A 21,095-nucleotide genomic window follows, 5' to 3' on the forward strand; every position below is an offset into this window, starting at 1 on the left:
CCATGGGAACCAATCAGCGCGCGAGCATCGTCATGTCCGAAGACGAGATCGTCGAATTCGTCGTCAAGAGCCGCACCGGGACGCTGGCCACCGTCGGCGCCGACGGCCAGCCGCACCTGACCGCGATGTGGTACGCCGTCGTCGACGGCGAGATCTGGCTCGAGACCAAGGCCAAGTCGCAGAAGGCGGTCAACCTCGCGCGCGATCCGCGGGTGAGCTTCCTGATCGAGGACGGCGACACCTACGACACGCTGCGCGGGGTGTCCTTCGAGGGCGTCGCCGAGATCGTCGACGATCCCGACGTCGCCCACCGGGTCGGGGTCAGCGTGTGGGAGCGCTACACCGGGCCCTACACCGACGAGATGAAGCCCTTCGTCGAGCAGATGATGAACAAGCGGGTCTGCGTGCGCATCGTGGCCCGCCGCGCGCGCTCGTGGGACCACCGCAAGCTCGGCCTGCCGCCCATGCCGGTGGGCGGGTCGACCGCCCCGGCCGCGCTGTAGCCGAGCAGACGCAAAATCGCCCATTTCTGCAAGAAATGGTGCGATTCCGCGTCTGCTCGCCGCGGGAAACGCGGGAAAAGTAGCCCCGATGGGATTCGAACCCACGCTACCGCCGTGAGAGGGCGGCGTCCTAGGCCGCTAGACGACGGGGCCAGAATCGATCCGAGCTGCCAGCATAGCTCACACCGCAGGGCGCACCTAATCGCTTGCGGCGGTGCGACTTGGCTGGGGTACCAGGACTCGAACCTAGAATGGCTGAACCAGAATCAGCTGTGTTGCCAATTACACCATACCCCATCGGCTGCCTAAAACCGCTGGTCACAACGGTTCTGCACGGAACTCAGACCGCTGTTGCCAGCCGTTGTCGGCCTTTGTGAACCGCAGTGCAGACTACCAAAGACTCAGGCCGCGTCGTCGCGCGCGGCCCGCAGCCGCCGCAGGCTGCGGTCGCGGCCCAGCAGCTCCAGGGATTCGAACAGCGGCGGGCTGACCGTTGTTCCGGTGGCGGCGACCCGGATCGGGCCGAACGCCTTGCGCGGTTTGAGCGCCAGACCCTCGATGAGGGCGGCCTTGAGCGCGGCCTCGATCGGCTCCGCGGTCCAGTCCGCCACGCCGTCCAGCGCGGCCAGCGCCGCATCGAGCACCGCGATGCCATCCGGGCCGAGCTCCTTGGCGGCGGCCCTGGGGTCGATCGCGTACTCGTCGTCGTTGAGGAACTTCAACAGGTCCCACGCGTCGCTCAGCACGACGATGCGGGTCTGCACCAGCTCGGCCGCCGTGGCGAATCCCGCGTCGTCCAGCCCGGTGCGATGCCCGTGCGCGTCGAAATAGCCGCGCAGCCGCGCGGTGAAGTCGTCGGCGTCGAGCATCCGGATGTGCTCGGCGTTGATCGCGTCGGCCTTCTTCTGGTCGAACCGGGCCGGATTGGAGTTGACGTCGACGACGTCGAACGCGGCCACCATCTCGTCGAGGCTGAACAGGTCGCGGTCGTCGGCGATCGCCCAGCCCAGCAGCGCAAGGTAATTCAGCAGGCCCTCCGGGATGAAGCCGCGGTCGCGGTGGGCGAACAGGTTCGACTGCGGGTCGCGCTTGGAGAGCTTCTTTGTCCCCTCCCCCAATACCGTTGGCAGGTGGGCGAATTCCGGGACGCGCTCGGCGACGCCGATCCGGATCAGCGCCCGATACAGCGCGAGCTGGCGCGGCGTCGACGGCAGCAGGTCGTCGCCGCGCAGCACGTGGGTGATCCTCATCAGCGCGTCGTCGACCGGGTTGACCAAGGTGTACAAGAATTTTCCGGGGTCACCGCTCGCGCGGGTCAACGCGAAATCGGGCACGGTGCCCGCCGCGAAGGTGGTGGTCCCGCGTACCAGGTCGTCCCAGGCGAGGTCTTCGTCGGGCATCCGCAGCCGCACCACCGGCCTGCGGCCCTCCGCCAAAAACGCGGCGCGCTGCGCGTCGGTGAGCTGACGGTCGAAGTTGTCGTAGCCGAGCTTGGGGTTGCGGCCCGCGGCGACATGGCGCGCCTCGACCTCCTCCGGCGTCGAGAACGCGTAGTAGGCCTCCCCCGCCTCGAGCAGCTTGGCCACCACGTCGCGGTAGATCTCGGTGCGCTGCGACTGCCGGTACGGGCCGTAGGGCCCGCCGACCTCGGGCCCCTCGTCCCAGTCGAGGCCGAGCCAGCGCAGCGCGTCGAGCAGCGCCAGGTAGCTTTCCTCGGTGTCGCGCTGCGCGTCGGTGTCCTCGATGCGAAAGACGAAGGTGCCACCGGTGTGTCGGGCGTAGGCCCAGTTGAACAGCGCGGTGCGGACCATCCCGACGTGCGGGGTGCCGGTGGGCGACGGGCAGAACCGGACTCGTACGGTCACGACTTTCCTTTGCGGACTACGGGATTGGTGAGGGTGCCGATCCCCTCGATGGTGATGGACACGGTGTCACCGTCCTCGATGGGGCCGACACCCGCCGGCGTACCGGTGAGGATGAGATCGCCGGGCAGCAGGGTCATCACGGCCGAGATCCACTCCACGATGGCGCCGACGTCGTGGATCATCAGCGAGGTGCGGGCGCGCTGCTTGACGTCGCCGTTGACCTCGGTGCGCAGCTCCAGATCGGCGGGGTCGACATCGGTGACGATCCACGGCCCCACCGGGCAGAAGGTGTCGTGGCCCTTGGCCCGGGTCCATTGGCCGTCGGCCTGCTGTTGATCGCGCGCCGACACGTCGTTGGCGATGGTGTAGCCGAGGATGTTCTCGGCGGCCCGCGCGGCCGGGACGTCCTTGCACGGCCTGCCGATCACCGCCGCCAGCTCGCCCTCGAAGTGCACGGGTGATGCGTTGGCGGGCAACCGAATCGGCACATTCGGCCCGATGATCGCGGTGTTGGGCTTGAGGAATATCACCGGGTCCGCCGGCGCCGGGCCCGTCTGGCCGCCCATCTCCGCGATGTGATCGGCGTAGTTCTTGCCGACGCAGACCACCTTGCCGGCCAGCATCGGAGCCAACAGCCGGACGTCGGGCAGCGGCCACGACCGGCCCGTGAAGGTGGGCGTCCCGAATGGGTGCTCGGCGATCTCCCGGGCGGTCATCGCGGTGGGATCGTCCAATTCGCCCTCGACACTGACGAAGGCGACACCGTCCGGGCTGGCGACTCGAGCAAGGCGCATTCGGTTGAGCCTAGTGAACACGTTTCGGCGGCCGGTGTCAGGCGTGTGGAAGCATGGACAGATGCCCAGGGACCACCCTGCCGTGCTCGGCGCCGGAGCGCGCTGGACGGTCATGGTCGTCTCCTTGTTCGTGACGGCGAGTTCCTTCCTCTTCATCAACGGCGTCGCGTTCCTGATCCCCTCGCTCGAAGCCAAGCGCGGAACCCCGCTGGCCGAAGCCGGTCTGCTGTCGTCGATGCCGAGCTGGGGCATGGTGGCCACGCTGCTGCTCTGGGGCTACGCGCTCGATCACGTGGGCGAGCGGATCGTGCTGACGCTGGGCTCGGGGCTCACCGCGGCCGCGGCCTACGCCGCGGCGTCGGTCCATTCGCTGGTGTTGGTCGGCGCCTGTCTGTTTCTGGGCGGCATGGCCGCCGCGGGGTGCAACGCCGCGGGCGGCCGGCTGGTGTCCGGCTGGTTCCCGCCGCACCAGCGCGGCCTGGCGATGGGCATCCGTCAGACGGCGCAACCGCTGGGAATCGCGGTGGGCGCGCTGGTCATGCCCGAGCTCGCCGAACACGGCCCGCACGCGGGGCTGGTGTTCCCGGCGTTCGTGTGCGCGGCTGCGGCGGTGGCCAGTGGGGTGGCCATCGTCGACCCGCCGCGGAAGCCCCGCGAGGCCGCCACGCACGAGGAACTGGCCAGCCCCTATCGCGGGTCGTCGGTGCTGTACCGGATCCACGCGACGTCGGCGCTGCTGATGATGCCGCAGACGGTGACCGTGACGTTCATGCTGGTCTGGCTGATGAACGACCATGGCTGGTCGGTGGCGGCCGCGGGCCTTTTGGTGACCGTCTCGCAGCTGCTCGGCGCGCTGGGCCGCGTCGCGGTCGGCCGGTGGTCGGATCGCGTCGGCTCACGAATGGGACCGGTCCGCGTCATCGCCATCGCCGCCGCCTTGACCCTGTTCCTGCTGACCCTCGCCGACGACATCGGCTCGCCATTCGAAGTGCCGCTCATGGTTGCGATCTCGGTCATCGCGGTGCTCGACAACGGGTTGGCCGCGACCGCGATCACCGAGTTCGCCGGGCCGTTCTGGAGCGGGCGCGCGCTGGGCGCGCAGAACACCACGCAGCGGCTGATGGCGGCCGCGGGGCCCCCGCTGTTCGGCGCGTTGATCGCCGCGGCCAAGTATCCGTCGGCCTGGGCGCTGTGCGGGCTATTCCCGTTGGTGGCAATACCATTGGTGCCGGCCCGGCTGCTGCCTCCCGGTTTGGAGACTAGAGCGCGCCGACGATCCGTTCGCCGACTTCGCTGGTGGAGAGCCGTTCGTTCCCACGAGTTGCCAGATGGGTCTCGACGGCCCGGTCCACCCGGGCAGCGGCATCGTCCTCGCCGAGGTGGGCGAGCAGCAGCGCCACCGACATGATCGCGGCCGTCGGATCGGCGATGCCCCGGCCGGCGATGTCGGGCGCGCTGCCGTGCACCGGCTCGAACATCGAGGGGTTGGTCCGGGTGGCGTCGATATTTCCGCTGGCGGCCAAGCCAATTCCGCCGCACACCGCCGCGGCCAAGTCGGTGATGATGTCGCCGAACAGGTTGTCGGTGACGATCACGTCGAAGCGGCCGGGGTCGGTGACCAGGTAGATGGTGGCGGCGTCGACGTGTGAGTAGGCCACCTCGACGTCGGGGTATTCCTCGCCGACCTCGGCCACGATGCGCGACCACAGCTTCCCCGCGAACGTCAGCACGTTGTTTTTGTGCACCAGCGTCAGGTGTTTGCGGCGCAGCCGCGCTTGCTCGAACGCGTATCGCACCACCCGGCGCACGCCGAACGCGGTGTTCACGCTGACCTCGGTGGCCACCTCGTGGGGCGTGCCGACGCGGATCGCGCCGCCGTTGCCGGTGTAGGGGCCCTCGGTGCCCTCGCGCACCACGACGAAGTCGATGCCGGGATTCCCGCTCTCCAATTTCAGCGGGCTGCTCACCCCCGGGTACAGCCGGCCCGGCCGCAGGTTGACGTGGTGGTCCAGCTCAAAACGCAGGCGCAGCAACAGGCCTCGCTCCAGCACGCCGCTGGGCACCGACGGATCGCCTATCGCCCCGAGCAGGATCGCGTCATGCTGGCGCAGCTCGGAGAGCACCGAGTCCGGCAGCAGTTCGCCGGTCGCGTGGAACCGACGGGCGCCCAGGTCGTAGCCCGTCTTCTGCACCCCCGGCACGACCGCGTCGAGGACTTTGACGGCCTCGGCCACCACCTCGGGGCCGATGCCGTCGCCACTGATGACCGCCAATTTCACGACAGGTCAACCACTTCGAGCTTGTTGGCGCCCACGGCCGCCGCGATCGCCGACCGCACGTCGCCCGGCACGTCCTGGTCCACCCGCAGCAGGATCGTCGCGCTCGGACCCTCGGCGTCCTCGGACAGTTGCGCGGCGTGGATGTTCACGCCGGCCGCGCCCAGCAGGGTGCCGATCTTGCCCAGCGCCCCGGGCTGATCGACGTAGTTGATCACCAGGTTGGTGCCCTGGGCGCGCAGGTCGAAGTTGCGGCCGTTGATCTGCACGATCTTTTCCACCAGCTGCGGCCCGGACAGCGTGCCGGCCACGTTGACCACCGAGCCGTCGTGGGCGACGGCCCGCACGTCGACGACGCTGCGGTGGTTGGGGCTTTCCGACGCCGTGCTGATTTCGGCGGTCACGCCGCGTTCGGCGGCCAGCGCCGGCGCGTTGACGAAGGTGACCTGGTCCTCGATGACCGCCGAGAACAAGCCGCGCAGCGCCGAAAGCCGCAGCACCTCAACGTCTTCGGACGCCAGCTCGCCGCGCACCTGCACGGACAGCGACGCCGGCAGGCCGTCGGACAGCGCCGCGGCCAGCACGCCGAGCTTGCGCGCCAGGTCCAGCCAGGGCGCCACCTCCTCGCTGACCACCCCGCCGCCGACGTTGACCGCGTCGGGGACGAACTCCCCCGCCAGCGCCAGCCGCACGCTCTCGGCCACGTCGGTGCCGGCTCGGTCCTGGGCCTCGGCGGTGGACGCCCCCAGGTGCGGCGTGACCACCACCTGCGGCAGCTCGAAAAGCGGGCTGTCGGTGCAGGGTTCGCTGGAGAACACGTCGATGCCGGCGGCGCGGACGTGGCCACTGCTCACCGCCTCGGCCAGCGCCGCCTCGTCCACCAACCCGCCGCGGGCGGCGTTGACGATGATGACGCCCGGCTTGGTCTTGGCCAGCGCCTCCTTGTCGATCAGGCCCGCCGTCTCGGGCGTCTTCGGCAGGTGCACCGAGATGAAGTCGGCGCGGGCCAGCAGGTCGTCCAGCGCCAGCAGCTCGATGCCGAGCTGCGCGGCCCGCGTCGGCGCCACGTACGGGTCGTAGGCGATCACGTGGGTGCCGAAGGCCGCGATCCGCTGCGCGAACAGCTGCCCGATCCGGCCCAGCCCGACCACACCGACGGTCTTGCCGAAGATTTCGGTGCCCGAGAACGACGACCGCTTCCAGGCGTGCTCCCGGAGGGAGGCGTCGGCCGCCGCGATCTGGCGCGCCGCGCTCAGCAGCAGGGCCAGCGCGTGCTCGGCGGCGCTGTGGATGTTCGACGTCGGCGCGTTGACCACCAGCACACCGCGGGCGGTGGCGGCGTCGACGTCGACGTTGTCCAGCCCCACCCCGGCGCGCGCGACGATCTTCAGCTTGGGGGCGGCCGCCAGCACCTCGGCGTCGACCGTGGTGGCCGACCGCACCAGCAGCGCGTCGGCCTCGGGCACGGCGGCCAGCAGCTTCGGCCGGTCCGGCCCGTCCACCCAGCGCACCTCCACCTGGTCTCCCAGCGCGGCGACGGTTGATTCGGCGAGTTTGTCGGCTATCACTACAACGGGAAGATTCACCCGGCCAGCCTATCGGCTGGCGGACCGGGCGCTCCGACGCGGCTCCGGCGGTGAAGTCACGTCCGCCACACGTGTCTCCGCTGGAGGCGGCACCGGTTGTGCCCACCTACGCGCGACAGGCGCCCGGACGCTCACGGGCAGGCCGGAACCGACGCCGACGGCGCTCTCCGCCGCGTGCGGTGCGCGCCTACGCTGGCCCCGTGACCAAACTCGCGATCATCTACTATTCGGCCACCGGTCATGGCACCGCGATGGCACAGCGCGTCGCCGCGGCGGCCGAGTCGGCGGGCGCCGAGGTCCGCCTGCGGCACGTCGCCGAAACCCACGACCCGGAATCGTTCGCCCACAACCCGGCGTGGACCGCGAATTACGAAGCCACCAAGGACCTTCCCGCGGCCACCGGCGACGACATCGTGTGGGCCGACGCGGTGATCTTCGGCTCGCCGACCCGGTTCGGCTCTCCCGCAGCGCAATTGCGCGCCTTCCTGGACTCGCTGGGCGGGCTGTGGGCCGAAGGCAAGCTGGCCGACAAGGTGTATGCGGCCTTCACGTCGTCCAACACCCTGCACGGCGGGCAGGAGACGACGCTGCTCGCCCTTTACATCACGCTGATGCATTTCGGCGGCATCATCGTGCCGCCGGGATACACCGACCCGTCCAAGTTCGTCGACGGCAACCCGTACGGGGTGAGTCTGGTATCCACCCACGACAACATCCACGAGTTCGACGAGACGACCCAGCACGCCCTCGATCACCTTGCCCGCCGGGTGGTTACGGTCGCCGGAAGGCTGGCGGCCGGCTAGCCTGCCGGCTAGGCGCGGCGCCGGGATAGCGCGGCCGGCTAGCGTCGAGCGTCACGCCAGCGTGGCACTGGCGACCGAGCGCCACGCTGGCGTGACGCTCGGCGCTCGGCCTGGAGACTAGGCCGTCTCGGTGATCGGGCGGTCCACCCAGCTCATCAGGTCGCGCAGCCGCTTGCCGACGATCTCGATGGGATGCTCGGCGTTTTCCTTGCGCAGCTGCTCCAGTTGCTTGTTGCCGCCCTCGACGTTCCCGACCAGCTTCTTGGTGAAGCTGCCGTCCTGGATGTCGCGCAGAATCTCGCGCATGCGGTCCTTGGTGCTGGCGTCGATGACCCGCGGGCCCGACAGGTACCCGCCGAACTCCGCGGTGTCGGACACCGAGTAGTTCATCCGGGCGATGCCGCCCTCGTACATCAGGTCGACGATCAGCTTGAGCTCGTGCAGCACCTCGAAGTAGGCCATCTCCGGCGGGTAGCCCGCCTCGACCATCACGTCGAAACCGGCCTTCACCAATTCCTCTGTGCCGCCGCACAACACGGCCTGCTCGCCGAACAGGTCGGTCTCGGTCTCGTCCTTGAAGGTGGTCTTGATGACGCCGGCCCGGGTGCCGCCGATGGCCTTGGCGTAGGACAGCGCCAGCGCCTCGCCCTTCCCGGTCGGGTCCTGGTCGACCGCGATCAGGCAGGGCACGCCCTTACCATCGACGAACTGGCGGCGCACCAAATGGCCGGGGCCCTTGGGGGCGACCATCGCGACGGTGACGTCGCCGGGCGGCTTGATCAACCCGAAGTGGATGTTGAGCCCGTGACCGAAGAACAACGCGTCGCCGGGGTTGAGGTTGGGCTCGATGTCGTTCTTGAAGATGTCGGCCTGCGCGGTGTCGGGGGCCAGCAGCATGATGACGTCGGCCCACTTGGCGACCTCGGCGGGGGTGTCGACGTCCAGGCCCTGCTCGGCGACCTTGGCCCGCGACTTCGAACCCTCCTTCAAACCGACACGCACCTGCACGCCCGAGTCGCGCAGGCTCAACGAGTGCGCGTGCCCCTGGCTGCCGTATCCGATCACGCCGACCTTGCGGCCACCGATGATCGACAGGTCCGCGTCGTCGTCGTAGAACATCTCTAATGCCACTGTGGATTTCCTTCTCTTCGATGAGTTACTTGGCGGAGCCGATCCCACGCGCACCGCGGGACAACGACACCAGGCCCGATTGGACGATTTCGCGGATGCCGAAGGGCTCCAGGACGCGCAGCAGCGCCTCGATCTTGCCGCGGTTACCGGTGGCCTCGATGGTCAGCGCTTCCGGCGACACGTCAATGACCTTGGCGCGGAACAGGTTCACCGCCTCGATGACCTGGCTGCGGCTGCCGGCGTCGGCCCGCACCTTGATCAGCGCCAGCTCCCGGGACACCGCGTTGCCCTCGTCCAGCTCGATGATCTTGATGACGTTGATCAGCTTGTTGAGCTGCTTGGTGACCTGCTCGAGCGGGGTGTCCTCGGCGGAGACGACGATGGTCATCCGCGACATGTCCTTCTGCTCCGTGGCGCCCACGGCCAGCGACTCGATGTTGAAGCCACGCCGCGAGAACAGCGCCGCCACCCGCGCGAGCACGCCGGGCTTGTCCTCCACCAGCACCGACAGCGTGTGCGTGTTCATCAGGCGTGCCCTTCGGTCTCGTCGTCGAACAGCGGGCGGATGCCGCGGGCGGCCTGGATCTCGTCGTTGCTGGTGCCGGCGGCCACCATCGGCCACACCTGCGCGTCGGCGCCGACGATGAAGTCGATCACCACGGGCCGGTCGTTGATCGCCCGGGCCGCCTTGATCACGTCGACGACGTCTTCCGCACGCTCGCAACGCAATCCGACGCACCCCAGCGCCTCGGCCAGCTTCACGAAGTCCGGGATGCGGTGCGAGTGCGTGGCCAGGTCGGTCTGCGAGTACCGCTCCTGATAGAACAGGCTCTGCCACTGCCGCACCATGCCCAGGTTGCCGTTGTTGATCAGCGCCACCTTGATCGGCGCGCCCTCGATGGCGCAGGTGGCCAGCTCCTGGTTGGTCATCTGGAAGCAGCCGTCGCCGTCGATCGCCCAGACCTCGGCGTCGGGGCGGGCGAGCTTGGCGCCCATGGCCGCCGGGACGGCGAACCCCATGGTGCCCAGCCCGCCGGAGTTGATCCAGGTGCGCGGCTTCTCGTAGGAAACGAACTGCGCCGCCCACATCTGGTGCTGGCCGACGCCGGCGACGTACACGGCGTCCGGGCCGGCGATCTTGCCCAGCGTTTCGATCACGTATTCCGGGCTCAGGCTGCCGTCGCTCTGCGGTCCGTAGCTCAGCGGGTAGGTCTTTCGAACCCCGTCGAGGTAGGCCCACCAGTCGGCCAGCTCGAGGGTGCCGGGTATCTCGTGGTCGCGCAGCATCGCGGTGAGGTCGGTGAGGACGGCCTTGACGTCGCCGACGATCGGCACGTCGGCGTGCCGGTTCTTGCCGATCTCGGCCGGGTCGATGTCGGCGTGGATGACCTTGGCCTCGGGCGCGAAGGAATCGAGCTTTCCCGTCACCCGGTCGTCGAAGCGGGTGCCCAGCGCGATCAGCAGGTCGCTGCGCTGCAGCGCCGCCACCGCGGCCACCGTGCCGTGCATGCCGGGCATGCCCAGGTTCTGGCGATGGCTGTCCGGAAACGCGCCGCGCGCCATCAGCGTGGTGACCACCGGGATGCCGGTCAGCTCCGCCAGCTCGGCCAGCTGCTCGGTCGCCTCGCCGCGGATGACGCCGCCGCCCACGTACAGCACCGGCTTGCGCGCGGCCGCGATCAGCCTGGCGGCCTCGCGGACCTGCCGGTTGTGCGGCTTGGTGTTCGGCTTGTAGCCGGGCAGGTCCATGCGCGGCGGCCAGGCGAACGTGCACTGGCCCTGCAGCACATCCTTGGGGATGTCGACGAGCACCGCGCCCGGGCGTCCCGAGGACGCGATGTGGAAGGCCTCGGCCAGCACCCGGGGAATGTCGTCGCCCGAGCGAACCAGGAAGTTGTGCTTGGTGATCGGCATCGTGATGCCCGCGATGTCGGCCTCCTGGAAGGCGTCGGTCCCGATCAGCCCGCGCCCGACCTGCCCGGTGATGGCGACGACGGGGATCGAGTCCATCTGCGCGTCGGCCAGCGGCGTCACCAGGTTGGTCGCGCCGGGACCCGACGTCGCCATGCAGACGCCGACCCTGCCGGTGGCGTGCGCGTATCCGCTGGCGGCGTGCCCGGCGCCCTGCTCGTGGCGAACCAACACGTGGCGAAGCTTTTTCGAGTCGAACAGCGGGTCATAGACCGGGAGCACCGCACCTCCCGGAATCCCGAATATGACCTCGACGCCGAGTTCCTCCAGCGACCGGATCACCGCCTGGGCGCCGGTAAGCTGCTGCGGCGCAATGCGTTTCGGCTGCGGCGCCTTCGTGGCGGGTTTCGCGGCATCCGTGGCGACGCCGGCCGCGTCCGGCTGCGCCGCCGGTGACGGCGGCTTGGTGGGTGCACTCACTGGTCCTCGCCTCTTGTTCGCTTGTGGAAGTCTGGTTGCCGCGCAAGAAAAAACCCCCGTCAGCTCATCGGCTGAACGAGGGTTGCGCGTTGGTGCTGGATCGCTTCAAATGCCGAAGGTCTGGTCAGCCACCAACGCGCTGACTAAGTACTACGAGCATTCCGGGCTTTCCGGCGGTATCCATAGCGTTCGACGGTAGCCTTCGCACAGCTCAAGAGTCAAATCCGGCGCCGTGTGCGCCCACGGCGTCCGGTGTGCGCCCACGGCGCCGACACGCCGCGGACCGTCACCGCCGGCGCACACTCGGCGCGGGACGGCCGGAGGTCGGCGGTGGAATGCGGTGGAATGATGCCAGGGTGGTTACCGATTCCCCCGTCGTGATCAAGGTGTCCCCGATGGCGCACCTCGCCGTCGGATTCTTGACCCTCGGGTTGCTGATACCGGTGCTGGCCTGGCCGCCTTCCGCCCCGCTGCTCATCGTCCCGGTGCTGTTGTCGGCCTTGATCATCCGGCTGCGCACGGTCGCCGATGACCGCGGCGTGACCGTCCGGACGCTGCTGGGAAGCCGCACGGTGGGCTGGGACGACATCGACGGGTTGCGCTTCCACCGCGGTTCCTGGGCCCGCGCGCGCCTCAAAAGCGGCGCCGAGTTGCGGTTGCCCGCGGTGACGTTCGCCACGCTGCCGCGGCTGACCGAGGCCAGCTCGGGGCGGGTTCCCAACCCGTACCGATAGACGGGTCAGGCGATCGGATTGACCCCGTTGAGCAGCACCCACACCGCGACGCCGGCGGCGATGCCGGCCAGCAGGGCCACGAACGACCCGATGAAGGGGCGATGGGCCCAACCCCGCCCGGCGTCGAGGCCGTACCGGCCGGGCCCGCACAGGATGACCGCGACGGCCAGGACGATGAGCGTGATCTGGTATTCGTGCCCCTCCGGCAGGAAGAACGCGAAGGAATGCGAGTGCGGCCGCGCCGAGACGCTGGCCAGCAGGCCGTTGATCAGGAACGCCAGCGCGCCCGCCGCGGCCACCGGGGTGAACAGTCCGAGCACCAGCAGCACGGCGGAAACGATCTCACCGCCGGCGCTCACGTAGGCCAGGACGTCGGCGTGCTGGTAGCCGACGTCGGACAGGGAGTTCCTGAACCCGGTCACCCCCTGGCCGCCCCACCAGCCGAACAGCTTTTGCAGCCCGTGGGCGCCGAGCACCACTCCCAGCCCCACCCGCAGCACCAGCAAACCCAGATGCTGGGTGCCGCGCCTGCCGATGGCGGGTTGCCGCGCGTAGTCGGTGTCCGCATCGATCCGGGCCGGCTCGATGGCGGGGACCGGTGCCGGCTGAGCCGCCGGCTGGACGTATGGCAGGGGCTCCTGCTGGTCGAGGAGGTTGTACGCCGGCCCACCGGAGCCACCCGAGGCAGCGGGGTCGCTGTACGGAATGACGGTGGTGGTTCCGAAGTCGCCCGGGTACCCGACTGGCGTCAGGTCGTCTTCGGGGTCGACCAAGCGTGCCGAGGCGGGGCGCCCGGGGGCCGGCTCGGGGGACTCGCCCGGCCGTTGCCAATGTGCGTCATTCGGTTGACTGGTCACGGGTGTCAGGGTAAGGGCAAACGGGTCCGAATTGGGGATTTGAGCGGCGCTTTGGCAAGACAATCGGCGGATGGTACGCCAAATGGGCCCAAATTTGCCCCAAAGCACCTTTTCCGCCCGGCCCGAAGCCCGAAATTCGGTGAACGCGCGGCTACGACCGGCGAAACCCCGGGAGGCGTGTGGCGGCGGCGCCCCCACTGTCCGTAGCCTGTCGGGCATGCGACTAGGGCGGTCCGTTCGGTGCGGCCTCGCCGCGCTCTGCGCTGTGGCGCTGGCCGCGAGCGGATGCGCACGGTTCAACGACGCCGCGTCGCAACCCTTCACCACGAACCCGGAACTCAAGCCGCAGCCCAGCTCGACGCCTCCCCCGCCGCCGCCGCTGCCGCCGACGCCGTTCCCCAAGGCGTGCCCGGCCCCGGGCGTGATGCAGGGCTGCCTGGAGAGCACCAGCGGCCTGATCATGGGCACCGACAGCAAAACCGCGCTGGTCGCCGAACGCACCACCGGTGCGGTCAAGGAGATCTCCGTCAGTGCCGAGCCGAAGGTGAAGGTGGTCATCCCGGTCGACCCGTCCGGTGACGGCGGTCTGATGGACATCGTGCTCTCGCCGACCTACAACCAGGACCGCCTGATGTACGCCTACGTCAGCACGCCCACCGACAACCGGGTCATCCGCATCGCCGACGGCGACATCCCGAAGGACATCCTGACCGGGATCCCGAAGGGCGCCACCGGGAACACCGGGGCGCTGATCTTCACCAGCCCCACGACGCTGGTCGTGCTGACCGGCGACGCGGGGAATCCGGCGCTGGCCGCCGATCCCAAATCGTTGGCCGGCAAGGTGTTGCGCATCGAGCAGCCGACCACCATCGGCCAGGCGCCGCCGACGACGGCGCTCTCGGGTGTGGGCTCCGGCGGCGGACTGTGCATCGACCCCGTCGACGGCTCGCTCTATGTCGCCGACCGCACCCCGACGGCGGATCGGTTGCAGCGCATCACCAAGACCTCGGAGGTCTCCACGGTGTGGACGTGGCCGGACAAGCCCGGCGTGGCCGGGTGCGCGGCGATGGACGGGACGGTGCTGGTCAACCTGATCAACACCAAGCTGACGGTGGCGGTGCGGCTCGCGCCGTCGACGGGCGCGGTCACCGGCGAACCCGACGTCGTGCGCAAGGACACCCACGCCCACGCGTGGGCGCTGCGGATGTCGCCCGACGGAAACGTCTGGGGCGCAACGGTGAACAAGACCGCCGGGGACGCCGAGAAGCTCGACGACGTGGTGTTCCCGCTGTTCCCGCAGGGCGGCGGCTTCCCACGTAACAACGACGACAAGACGTAGCGGGCCCCGCCGATCTAGCCCTGGCCGCAGGCGGCCAGCACCAGCTCCCGCACCCGGGCCGCGTCGGCCTGGCCGCGGGTGGCCTTCATCACCGCGCCGACGATCGCGCCGGCCGCGGCGACCTTGCCGCCGCGGATCTTCTCGGCCACATCGGGATTGGCGGCCAGGGCATCGTCGACGGCGGCCTGCGTCACCGAGTCGTCGCGCACCAGCGCCAGGCCGCGGGCGGTCATCACCTGCTCGGGCTCGCCCTCCCCGGCCAGCACGCCCTCGACGACCTGGCGGGCCAGCTTGTTGGACAGCTTGCCCCCGTCGACCAGCGCCACCACCGCGGCGACCTGGGCCGGGGTGATGGCCAGCTCGTCCAATCCGACGTTCTCCTCGTTGGCCTTCTGCACCAGGAAGTTTCCCCACCAGGCGCGCGCCTGCTCGCTGGGTGCGCCGTGCTTGACGGTCTCGATGACCAGCTCGACGGCGCCGGCGTTGACGAGATCCCGCATCACCTCGTCGGAAACGCCCCACTCGTCTTGAATCCGCTTGCGGGTCAACCACGGTAGCTCGGGGATGGTCCGGCGCAACTCCTCGACCAGCTCGCGGCTGGGCGCGACGGGCTCCAGGTCGGGCTCGGGGAAATAGCGGTAGTCCTCCGCGGTCTCCTTGGCGCGGCCCGGGCTGGTGTACCCGGCCTCGTGAAAGTGCCTCGTCTCCTGGGTGATCCGACCGCCGGACGCCAGGACGGCGCCCTGGCGCTGCATTTCGTAGCGCACCGCGACCTCGACGCTTTTCAGCGAGTTGACGTTCTTGGTCTCGGTCCGGGTTCCGAACTCGGCCGTCCCCGCCGGCTTCAGCGACACGTTGGCGTCGCAGCGCATCGACCCCTGGTCCATCCGGACGTCGGATACGTCCAGGGCGCGCAGCAGGTCTCGCAGCGCGGTCACGTAGGCGCGGGCGATCTGCGGGGCCCGGTCCCCGGCGCCCACGATGGGCTTGGTGACGATCTCGATCAGCGGCACGCCGGCGCGGTTGTAGTCGATCAGCGACGTGGTCGCGCCGTGGATGCGGCCGGTCTCGCCGCCCAGGTGGGTGAGCTTGCCGGTGTCCTCTTCCATGTGCGCGCGCTCGATCTCCACGCGCCAGGTGCCGCCGTCTTCCAGCGGCGCCTCCAGGTAGCCGTTGACGGCGATCGGTTCGTCGTATTGCGAAATCTGGTAGTTCTTCGGCATGTCCGGGTAGAAGTAGTTCTTCCGGGCGAAGCGGCACCACGGCACGATCTCGCAGTTCAGCGCCAGCCCGATCCGGATCGCCGACTCGACCGCGGCCCGGTTGAGCACCGGCAGCGAACCGGGCAGCCCCAGGCACACCGGGCAGACCTGGGTGTTGGGTTCGGCGCCGAACGTGGTGGCGCAGCCGCAGAACATCTTGGTGGCGGTGGACAGCTCGACGTGGACCTCGAGGCCGAGCACCGGATCAAAGCGCACGACGACGTCGTCGTAGTCCATAAGCTCGGCCCGGGCAGCAACACTCATGGGGTCGATCCTAGGTGCGGCCCCGACACACCCGCCGAGGGATGTTGAGCGGCACCCGTCGGTGCCCTACTATGCGAACAGTAATTCGCATTCTTGTTAGGGAGCGCAGCCCCGCGGAAGGAGCCGGCCATGCGACACGCGGCGCCGTCGGGACCGCCCATCGCCGACCGGTCGGCCCGTCGTTGCCCGACCGGATTCCACCCGCCCCAGCAGGCGCGCAGTCGCGCGGCCCTGCAACGGCTGCTGGCCTCGGCCCAACACGTCCTGGTCACCGAGGGGCTCGAAGAGCTCACGATCGCCCGCGTCGCCGAACACGCCGGGGTCTCCGTCGGTGGCGTCTATCGACGGTTCGCCGGCAAGGAGCAACTGATCGACGCCGTCAAGCACGCGTTCGTGGAGCGACTCGAACACAACGTGGCCGCGGCGCTCGACAACGCGGACCCGTCGCTGGGCGGCGTGGTCGACGCCTTCACCGCGGCGCTGAGCGAGACACTGGACGAAAGCGGCCGCCTCATTCCCGTCATGCTGGCCGGTGGACGCGGCGCCGATCCCCCGGAGGAAGGGCTGCGCACGCTCGCCGGCTTGCAGCAGCGGTTCCTTGACGCCGCGGCGCCTCACCGGCAACAGGTCCGTCACCCGGATCCCGCTGCCGCGCTTGACATTGCGTTTCGCAGCGTGATCGCGGCCGGGGCGCACCGCGCCGCGATATCACCGTGGTTGCCCGACGGCCTGACGTGGCGACAGTGGGCCCGCGAAATCACCGACATGATCACGACGTATCTGACCGTCGAGCGTCAAAGCACTTCTTCCGCACCGTAATTCGACCATCCGTCGGCCCAAACATAAATCGAGGCAAGGGTTCCCATGCTGAAGAGGGTCAGGCGGTACTGGTTGCCGCTGCTGGTGCTGGCGGCGATCGCGCTGGGGGGATTCGTGGTTGACCGGATGCACGGAATCTTCGGGTCGGACAACGAGATCACCCGCGAAGGCTCCGGGATCGCCAAAGACCCGGCGCCGTTCAACCCGAAGCGGGTGACCTACGAGGTGTTCGGGCCGGCGGGCGCCGTCGCGACGATCAACTACCTTGACCTGTCGGCGAATCCGCGGAGCATCAAGCAGGTCCCGCTGCCGTGGACGCTCACGCTGACCACCACCTCGCCGGCGACCAGCCCGATCCTGCTCGCCCAGGGCGATGCCGAGACCATCGGCTGCCGCATCACGGTCGACGGCAAGGTCAAGGACGAGAAGACCTCCGAGGGCGTGGATGCCTTCACCTTCTGCCAGGTGAAGTCGGCATGAGCGCCTCCACGACCCAGGCCCGGCCGGCCGTCTCCCGTTTCATTCGGATGTTCGCGGTGCCGATCCTGCTCGGGTGGATGGCGCTGGCCGTGCTGCTCAACGTCGCCGTGCCCTCCCTGGAGGAGGTGGGCCAGGAACATTCGGTGTCGCTGAGCCCGGCGGACGCGCCCTCGATGCAGGCCATGAAACACATCGGGCGGGTGTTCAAGGAATCCGACTCCGACGCCTCGGCGATGATCGTGTTGGAAGGCGATCAACCGTTGGGGGACGCGGCCCACCGTTACTACGCGGACCTCGTCTCGAAGCTTCGGGCGGACCCCGCACACGTCACCCATGTGCAGGATTTCTGGGGAGACCCGCTCACCGCGGCCGCAGCGCAAAGCAGCGACGGCAAAGCCACCTACGTGCAACTCAATTTGGCCGGCAACCAGGGCGAGGCGCTGGCCAACGAATCCATCGCCGCGGTCCGCCAGATCATCGCCGGCACACCGCCACCGCCCGGCGTGCACGTCTACGTCACCGGATCGACCGCATTGATCGCCGATCAGCACCAGGTCGGCGACAAGAGCCTGCGGGTGGTCACGGCGATCACGCTGCTGGTCATTCTGGTCAGCCTGTTCATCGTCTACCGCTCCACCGTCACGGTGGGGCTGGTCCTGGTGATGGTGATCCTGGAGGTGCTGGCGGCCCGCGGTGTCGTTGCCGCCCTGGGCCATTACGACGTGATCGGGTTGTCGACGTTCTCGGTGAACCTGCTGACCATGTTGGGTATCGCGGCGGGCACCGACTACGCGATCTTCGTCCTCGGCCGCTATCACGAGGCCCGCAACGCCGGGGAGGACCGCGCGACCGCGTTCGACACGATGTATCGCGGCACCGCGCACGTGATCCTCGGTTCGGGCCTGACCATCGCCGGCGCGACGTTCTGCCTGCACTTCACCCGGCTGCCGTATTTCCAGACGCTGGGCATTCCGCTGGCGATCGGCATCACGGTGGCGGTGTTGGCGTCGTTGACGATGGCGCCGGCGATGTTGGTGATCGGAAGCCGGTTCGGGCTCTTCGAGCCGAAACGGGTTGCGCGGAGCCATGGTTGGCGACGGGTGGGGACGGCCGTGGTCCGCTGGCCCGGACCGATCCTGGCGGCGGCGTGCGCTTTGGCGCTGGTCGGGCTGATCGCCCTGCCCGGCTACAAGACCAGCTACAACGACCGCAAATTCATGCCGTCCAACATCCCGGCGATGCAGGGATTCGCCGCGGCCGACCGGCACTTCTCCCAGGCCCGGATGAACCCGGAAATGCTGATGGTCCAAAGCGACCAGGATCTACGCAACTCCGCGGACATGCTGATCATCGAACGCATCGCCCGAAACATCTTCCACACCCAGGGAATAGCGCGGGTGCAGACCATCTCGCGCCCGTTGGGCACCCCCATCGACCACACCTCCATCCCGTATCAGATGGGCATGCAAGGCGTCGGGCAGCAGCTGACACGGGACTACATGCAGTCCCAGATGGACAGCATGCTGGTCATGGCCAACCAGATGGGCACCATGATCACCACCATGGAGGCCATGATCGCGATCATGAAGGAGCTCACCGGCGTCACCCATAACATGGTTGAGCAAATGAAATCCATGGTCGTGGAAATGAACGACCTCCGCGACAAGATTTCCAACTTCGACGACTTCTTTCGGTCCGTTCGCAGCTATTTCTATTGGGAGAAACACTGTTTCGACATCCCGGCGTGCTCGGCGCTGCGCTCGGTCTTCGACGCGCTGGACGGCGTCGACACCCTCAGCGACGCCATCGGCGACCTGATGCCGCAGATGGACAAGCTCGACGCGCTCATGCCGCAGATGGTGAAAATGCTGACGCCGATGCTCACGATGATGAAGTCGATGCACACCATGATGCTGTCGATGCATTCCACGATGTCCGGAATACAGGACCAGGGTGCCGCGATGCAGGGCAAGGGCAACGCCATGGGCCAGGCGTTCGACACCTCCAAGAACGACGACTCGTTCTACCTGCCTCCGGAGGTGTTTGACAATCCCGACTTCAAACGGGGCATGAAGATGTTCATCTCACCGGACGGAAAAGCGGTGCGGTTCATCATCTCTCACCTCGGCGACCCGGCCAGCCCGGAGGGCATCGCCCATATCGACGCCATCCGCAACGCCACCTTCGAGGCCATCAAAGGCACGCCGCTGGAAAACGCCCGCATCTATATCGCCGGCACCGCCGCCACCGCCAAGGACATGAAGGAGGGATCCACCTACGACCTGCTGATCGCCGGCGTGGGAGCGCTGATTCTGATCTTCATCGTCATGCTGGTCCTGACCCGTGCGGTGATCGCCGCGGCGGTCATCGTCGGCACCGTGCTGCTGTCCCTGGGCACGTCGTTCGGGCTGTCCGTGCTCATCTGGCAGTACATCCTGGGCATCCAACTGCATTGGATGATCCTGGCGATGTCGGTGATCATCCTGCTCGCGGTGGGATCGGACTACAACCTGCTGCTGGTGTCCCGGTTCAAGGAAGAGATCCACGCCGGAATCAAGACCGGCATCATCAGATCCATGGCGGCACCGGCGCCGTCGTCACCTCGGCGGGTCTCGTGTTCGCCTTCACCATGATCTCCTTTGGCGCCAGCGCCTTGCTCATCCTCGCCGAGGTCGGCACCACCATCGGGATGGGCCTGCTGTTCGACACCCTGGTGGTGCGGTCGTTCATGACTCCGTCGATCGCGGCGCTGATGGGCCGCTGGTTCTGGTGGCCGCAGCGCGTACGCACGAGGCCGACGCGGGTCGCGACCGCGCCTCGCGCACAACAGGTCCCGACGTTGGTGAGCTCCTGAGCGTCGGTTAGCCGAAGAAGGCCGCGGCGTCGTCGTAGCGGCTTTCGGGCACCAGCTTGAGTTGGCGCACGGCATCCGCCAGCGGCACGCGGCCGATGTCCTGACCGCGCAGCGACACCATCTGGCCGTATTCGCCGGCGTGCGCGGCGTCGGCGGCGTTGACGCCGAACCGGGTGGCCAGCACCCTGTCGTAGGCCGTCGGTGTGCCGCCGCGCTGGACGTGGCCCAGCACAGTCACCCGGACGTCCTTGTTGATCCGCTTTTCCACCTCGACGCCCAGCTGCGCGGCCACCCCGGTGAATTTTTCGTGACCGAACTCGTCAATCCCCCCCTCGCGCAAGGCAATTGAGCCGGGGATCGGCTTGGCACCCTCGGCGACCACGCAGATGAAGTGCGAATCCCCGCGCTGGAAGCGCCGTTTGACGAGCCGGCACACCTCCTCGACGTCGAAGGGCTGCTCGGGGATCAGCGTCATGTGCGCGCCCGACGCCAGCCCGGCGTTCAGCGCGATCCATCCCGCGTGGCGGCCCATCACCTCCACCAGCATCACCCGCTGGTGAGATTCGGCGGTGCTGTGCAACCGGTCGATGGCCTCGGTGGCCACCGTCAGCGCCGTGTCGTGGCCGAAAGTCACGTCGGTGCAGTCGATGTCGTTGTCGATGGTCTTCGGCACGCCGACCACGGGAACGTTCTCCTCCGACAGCCAGTGCGCGGCCGTCAGCGTGCCCTCACCGCCGATCGGGATCAGCACGTCGATGCCGTTGTCGTCCAGGGTCTGCTTGATCTGGTTCAGCCCGGCCCGCAGCTTGTCGGGGTGCACGCGGGCGGTGCCCAGCATCGTTCCGCCCTTGGCCAGCAACCGGTCGTTGCGGTCGTCGTTGTGCAGCTGCATGCGCCGGTTCTCCAGCAACCCGCGCCAGCCGTCCTGGAATCCGACCACCGACGAGCCGTACCGGCCGTCGCAGGTGCGCACAATCGCCCGGATGACGGCGTTCAGCCCGGGGCAGTCGCCGCCTCCCGTGAGAATTCCGATCCGCATGCCCTCATCTTGCCCTGCGGCCCAGCCATTCGGCGCGAGCAGACGCAGACTCGCACGCGGGAGGCCCGCGCAGTGCGAGTCTGCGTCTGCTCGCGGTC

General features: G+C 68.6%; 16 protein-coding genes, 2 tRNA genes and 2 pseudogenes. 8 read left to right on the forward strand and 12 right to left on the reverse strand.

The window, feature by feature from the left end; translation table 11 throughout:
* Positions 1-2 precede the first annotated feature (2 nt).
* Entirely contained in the window at positions 3-503 is a 501-nt protein-coding gene (locus tag G6N25_RS02400; RefSeq protein ID WP_083074683.1) for a pyridoxamine 5'-phosphate oxidase family protein, read from the forward strand.
* Positions 504-583: 80 nt separating this feature from the next.
* Here G6N25_RS02400 and G6N25_RS02405 read toward each other — a convergent pair.
* From G6N25_RS02405 to G6N25_RS02420, 4 genes are all read right to left on the reverse strand, one after another.
* Positions 584-656: transfer RNA gene (locus tag G6N25_RS02405), tRNA-Glu, on the reverse strand.
* A gap of 69 nt (positions 657-725) precedes the next feature.
* Positions 726-800 (reverse strand) — tRNA-Gln (locus tag G6N25_RS02410).
* 104 nt (positions 801-904) lie between these two features.
* On the reverse strand, positions 905-2,368 hold the full coding sequence (gltX, locus tag G6N25_RS02415; RefSeq protein ID WP_083074682.1) for a glutamate--tRNA ligase: 1,464 nt from the start codon (positions 2,366-2,368) through the stop codon (positions 905-907).
* Positions 2,365-3,162, reverse strand: a complete 798-nt coding sequence (locus G6N25_RS02420) for a fumarylacetoacetate hydrolase family protein (RefSeq protein WP_083074681.1) — start codon at positions 3,160-3,162, stop codon at positions 2,365-2,367. The genes gltX and G6N25_RS02420 overlap by 4 nt, the downstream gene beginning before the upstream one ends.
* Positions 3,163-3,274: 112 nt before the next feature.
* Here G6N25_RS02420 and G6N25_RS02425 point away from each other — a divergent pair.
* Positions 3,275-4,288: pseudogene (locus tag G6N25_RS02425) on the forward strand (MFS transporter); the annotation flags it as partial.
* Positions 4,289-4,421: 133 nt separating this feature from the next.
* On the opposite strand, the gene G6N25_RS02430 reads toward G6N25_RS02425, so the two are convergent.
* Positions 4,422-5,441 (reverse strand): 3-isopropylmalate dehydrogenase, encoded by a 1,020-nt coding sequence (locus tag G6N25_RS02430; protein WP_083074680.1) that lies wholly within the window; start codon positions 5,439-5,441, stop codon positions 4,422-4,424.
* Positions 5,438-7,024 carry a phosphoglycerate dehydrogenase gene (gene serA, locus G6N25_RS02435; RefSeq protein ID WP_083010548.1) on the reverse strand — a complete coding sequence of 529 codons (1,587 nt, stop codon included), beginning with the start codon at positions 7,022-7,024 and terminating at the stop codon, positions 5,438-5,440. Before serA ends, G6N25_RS02430 begins: the two co-directional genes overlap by 4 nt.
* A gap of 200 nt (positions 7,025-7,224) precedes the next feature.
* Between serA and wrbA the strand changes: the two genes are divergently transcribed.
* Positions 7,225-7,827, forward strand: coding sequence for an NAD(P)H:quinone oxidoreductase (gene wrbA, locus G6N25_RS02440; protein WP_083074707.1), 603 nt, complete (start codon positions 7,225-7,227; stop codon positions 7,825-7,827).
* A gap of 117 nt (positions 7,828-7,944) precedes the next feature.
* Here the strand turns inward: wrbA and ilvC are convergent, their stop codons facing one another.
* Genes ilvC through G6N25_RS02455 form a run of 3 tightly spaced genes read right to left on the reverse strand, consistent with a single transcriptional unit; the run spans position 7,945 to position 11,349 of the window.
* A complete protein-coding gene (gene ilvC / locus G6N25_RS02445; RefSeq protein WP_142272701.1) occupies positions 7,945-8,946 on the reverse strand; it encodes a ketol-acid reductoisomerase in 1,002 nt (333 codons plus the stop codon).
* 37 nt (positions 8,947-8,983) lie between these two features.
* Positions 8,984-9,484 (reverse strand): acetolactate synthase small subunit, encoded by a 501-nt coding sequence (gene ilvN, locus G6N25_RS02450; RefSeq protein ID WP_083074678.1) that lies wholly within the window; start codon positions 9,482-9,484, stop codon positions 8,984-8,986.
* Complete coding sequence (locus G6N25_RS02455; RefSeq protein WP_083074677.1) at positions 9,484-11,349, reverse strand: acetolactate synthase large subunit; 1,866 nt, start codon at positions 11,347-11,349, stop codon at positions 9,484-9,486. Before G6N25_RS02455 ends, ilvN begins: the two co-directional genes overlap by 1 nt.
* A gap of 335 nt (positions 11,350-11,684) precedes the next feature.
* On the opposite strand from G6N25_RS02455, the gene G6N25_RS02460 reads away from it, so the two are divergent.
* Positions 11,685-12,083, forward strand: coding sequence for a PH domain-containing protein (locus G6N25_RS02460; RefSeq protein WP_083074676.1), 399 nt, complete (start codon positions 11,685-11,687; stop codon positions 12,081-12,083).
* Positions 12,084-12,088: 5 nt separating this feature from the next.
* Here the strand turns inward: G6N25_RS02460 and G6N25_RS02465 are convergent, their stop codons facing one another.
* Positions 12,089-12,940, reverse strand: coding sequence for a DoxX family protein (locus tag G6N25_RS02465; RefSeq protein WP_083074675.1), 852 nt, complete (start codon positions 12,938-12,940; stop codon positions 12,089-12,091).
* 217 nt (positions 12,941-13,157) lie between these two features.
* Between G6N25_RS02465 and G6N25_RS02470 the strand changes: the two genes are divergently transcribed.
* Entirely contained in the window at positions 13,158-14,279 is a 1,122-nt protein-coding gene (locus G6N25_RS02470; protein WP_083074674.1) for a PQQ-dependent sugar dehydrogenase, read from the forward strand.
* 14 nt (positions 14,280-14,293) lie between these two features.
* On the opposite strand, the gene gatB is transcribed toward G6N25_RS02470, so the two are convergent.
* Positions 14,294-15,805, reverse strand: coding sequence for an Asp-tRNA(Asn)/Glu-tRNA(Gln) amidotransferase subunit GatB (gene gatB / locus G6N25_RS02475; protein WP_083074673.1), 1,512 nt, complete (start codon positions 15,803-15,805; stop codon positions 14,294-14,296).
* A gap of 129 nt (positions 15,806-15,934) precedes the next feature.
* Here gatB and G6N25_RS02480 point away from each other — a divergent pair, with 129 nt between their 5' ends.
* The 3 genes and pseudogenes from G6N25_RS02480 to G6N25_RS02490 all read left to right on the forward strand — a co-directional run bounded on the left by G6N25_RS02480 (position 15,935) and on the right by G6N25_RS02490 (position 19,958).
* Positions 15,935-16,624 carry a TetR/AcrR family transcriptional regulator gene (locus tag G6N25_RS02480; RefSeq protein ID WP_083074672.1) on the forward strand — a complete coding sequence of 230 codons (690 nt, stop codon included), beginning with the start codon at positions 15,935-15,937 and terminating at the stop codon, positions 16,622-16,624.
* Between the two features lie 45 nt (positions 16,625-16,669).
* Entirely contained in the window at positions 16,670-17,104 is a 435-nt protein-coding gene (locus tag G6N25_RS02485) for an MmpS family transport accessory protein (protein ID WP_083074671.1), read from the forward strand.
* Positions 17,101-19,958: pseudogene (locus tag G6N25_RS02490) on the forward strand (MMPL/RND family transporter). Before G6N25_RS02485 ends, G6N25_RS02490 begins: the two are co-directional and overlap by 4 nt.
* Before the next feature lie 7 nt (positions 19,959-19,965).
* Here the strand turns inward: G6N25_RS02490 and G6N25_RS02495 are convergent.
* Complete coding sequence (locus G6N25_RS02495; RefSeq protein ID WP_083074670.1) at positions 19,966-20,997, reverse strand: ATP-dependent 6-phosphofructokinase; 1,032 nt, start codon at positions 20,995-20,997, stop codon at positions 19,966-19,968.
* Positions 20,998-21,095: the final 98 nt, after the last annotated feature.

This window comes from Mycobacterium heidelbergense (assembly GCF_010730745.1).
Taxonomy (GTDB): domain Bacteria; phylum Actinomycetota; class Actinomycetes; order Mycobacteriales; family Mycobacteriaceae; genus Mycobacterium; species Mycobacterium heidelbergense.

Excerpts from the sequence above, each read along its gene's own strand:
- G6N25_RS02460 (WP_083074676.1), top strand. The coding sequence starts at position 11,685 with ATGCGGTGGAATGATGCCAGGGTGGTTACCGATTCCCCCGTCGTGATC.
- G6N25_RS02470 (WP_083074674.1), top strand. The coding sequence starts at position 13,158 with ATGCGACTAGGGCGGTCCGTTCGGTGCGGCCTCGCCGCGCTCTGCGCT.
- G6N25_RS02420 (WP_083074681.1), bottom strand. The coding sequence starts at position 3,162 with ATGCGCCTTGCTCGAGTCGCCAGCCCGGACGGTGTCGCCTTCGTCAGT.
- ilvN (WP_083074678.1), bottom strand. The coding sequence starts at position 9,484 with ATGAACACGCACACGCTGTCGGTGCTGGTGGAGGACAAGCCCGGCGTG.
- G6N25_RS02400 (WP_083074683.1), top strand. The coding sequence starts at position 3 with ATGGGAACCAATCAGCGCGCGAGCATCGTCATGTCCGAAGACGAGATC.
- ilvC (WP_142272701.1), bottom strand. The coding sequence starts at position 8,946 with ATGTTCTACGACGACGACGCGGACCTGTCGATCATCGGTGGCCGCAAG.
- G6N25_RS02485 (WP_083074671.1), top strand. The coding sequence starts at position 16,670 with ATGCTGAAGAGGGTCAGGCGGTACTGGTTGCCGCTGCTGGTGCTGGCG.
- gatB (WP_083074673.1), bottom strand. The coding sequence starts at position 15,805 with ATGAGTGTTGCTGCCCGGGCCGAGCTTATGGACTACGACGACGTCGTC.
- G6N25_RS02495 (WP_083074670.1), bottom strand. The coding sequence starts at position 20,997 with ATGCGGATCGGAATTCTCACGGGAGGCGGCGACTGCCCCGGGCTGAAC.
- G6N25_RS02480 (WP_083074672.1), top strand. The coding sequence starts at position 15,935 with ATGCGACACGCGGCGCCGTCGGGACCGCCCATCGCCGACCGGTCGGCC.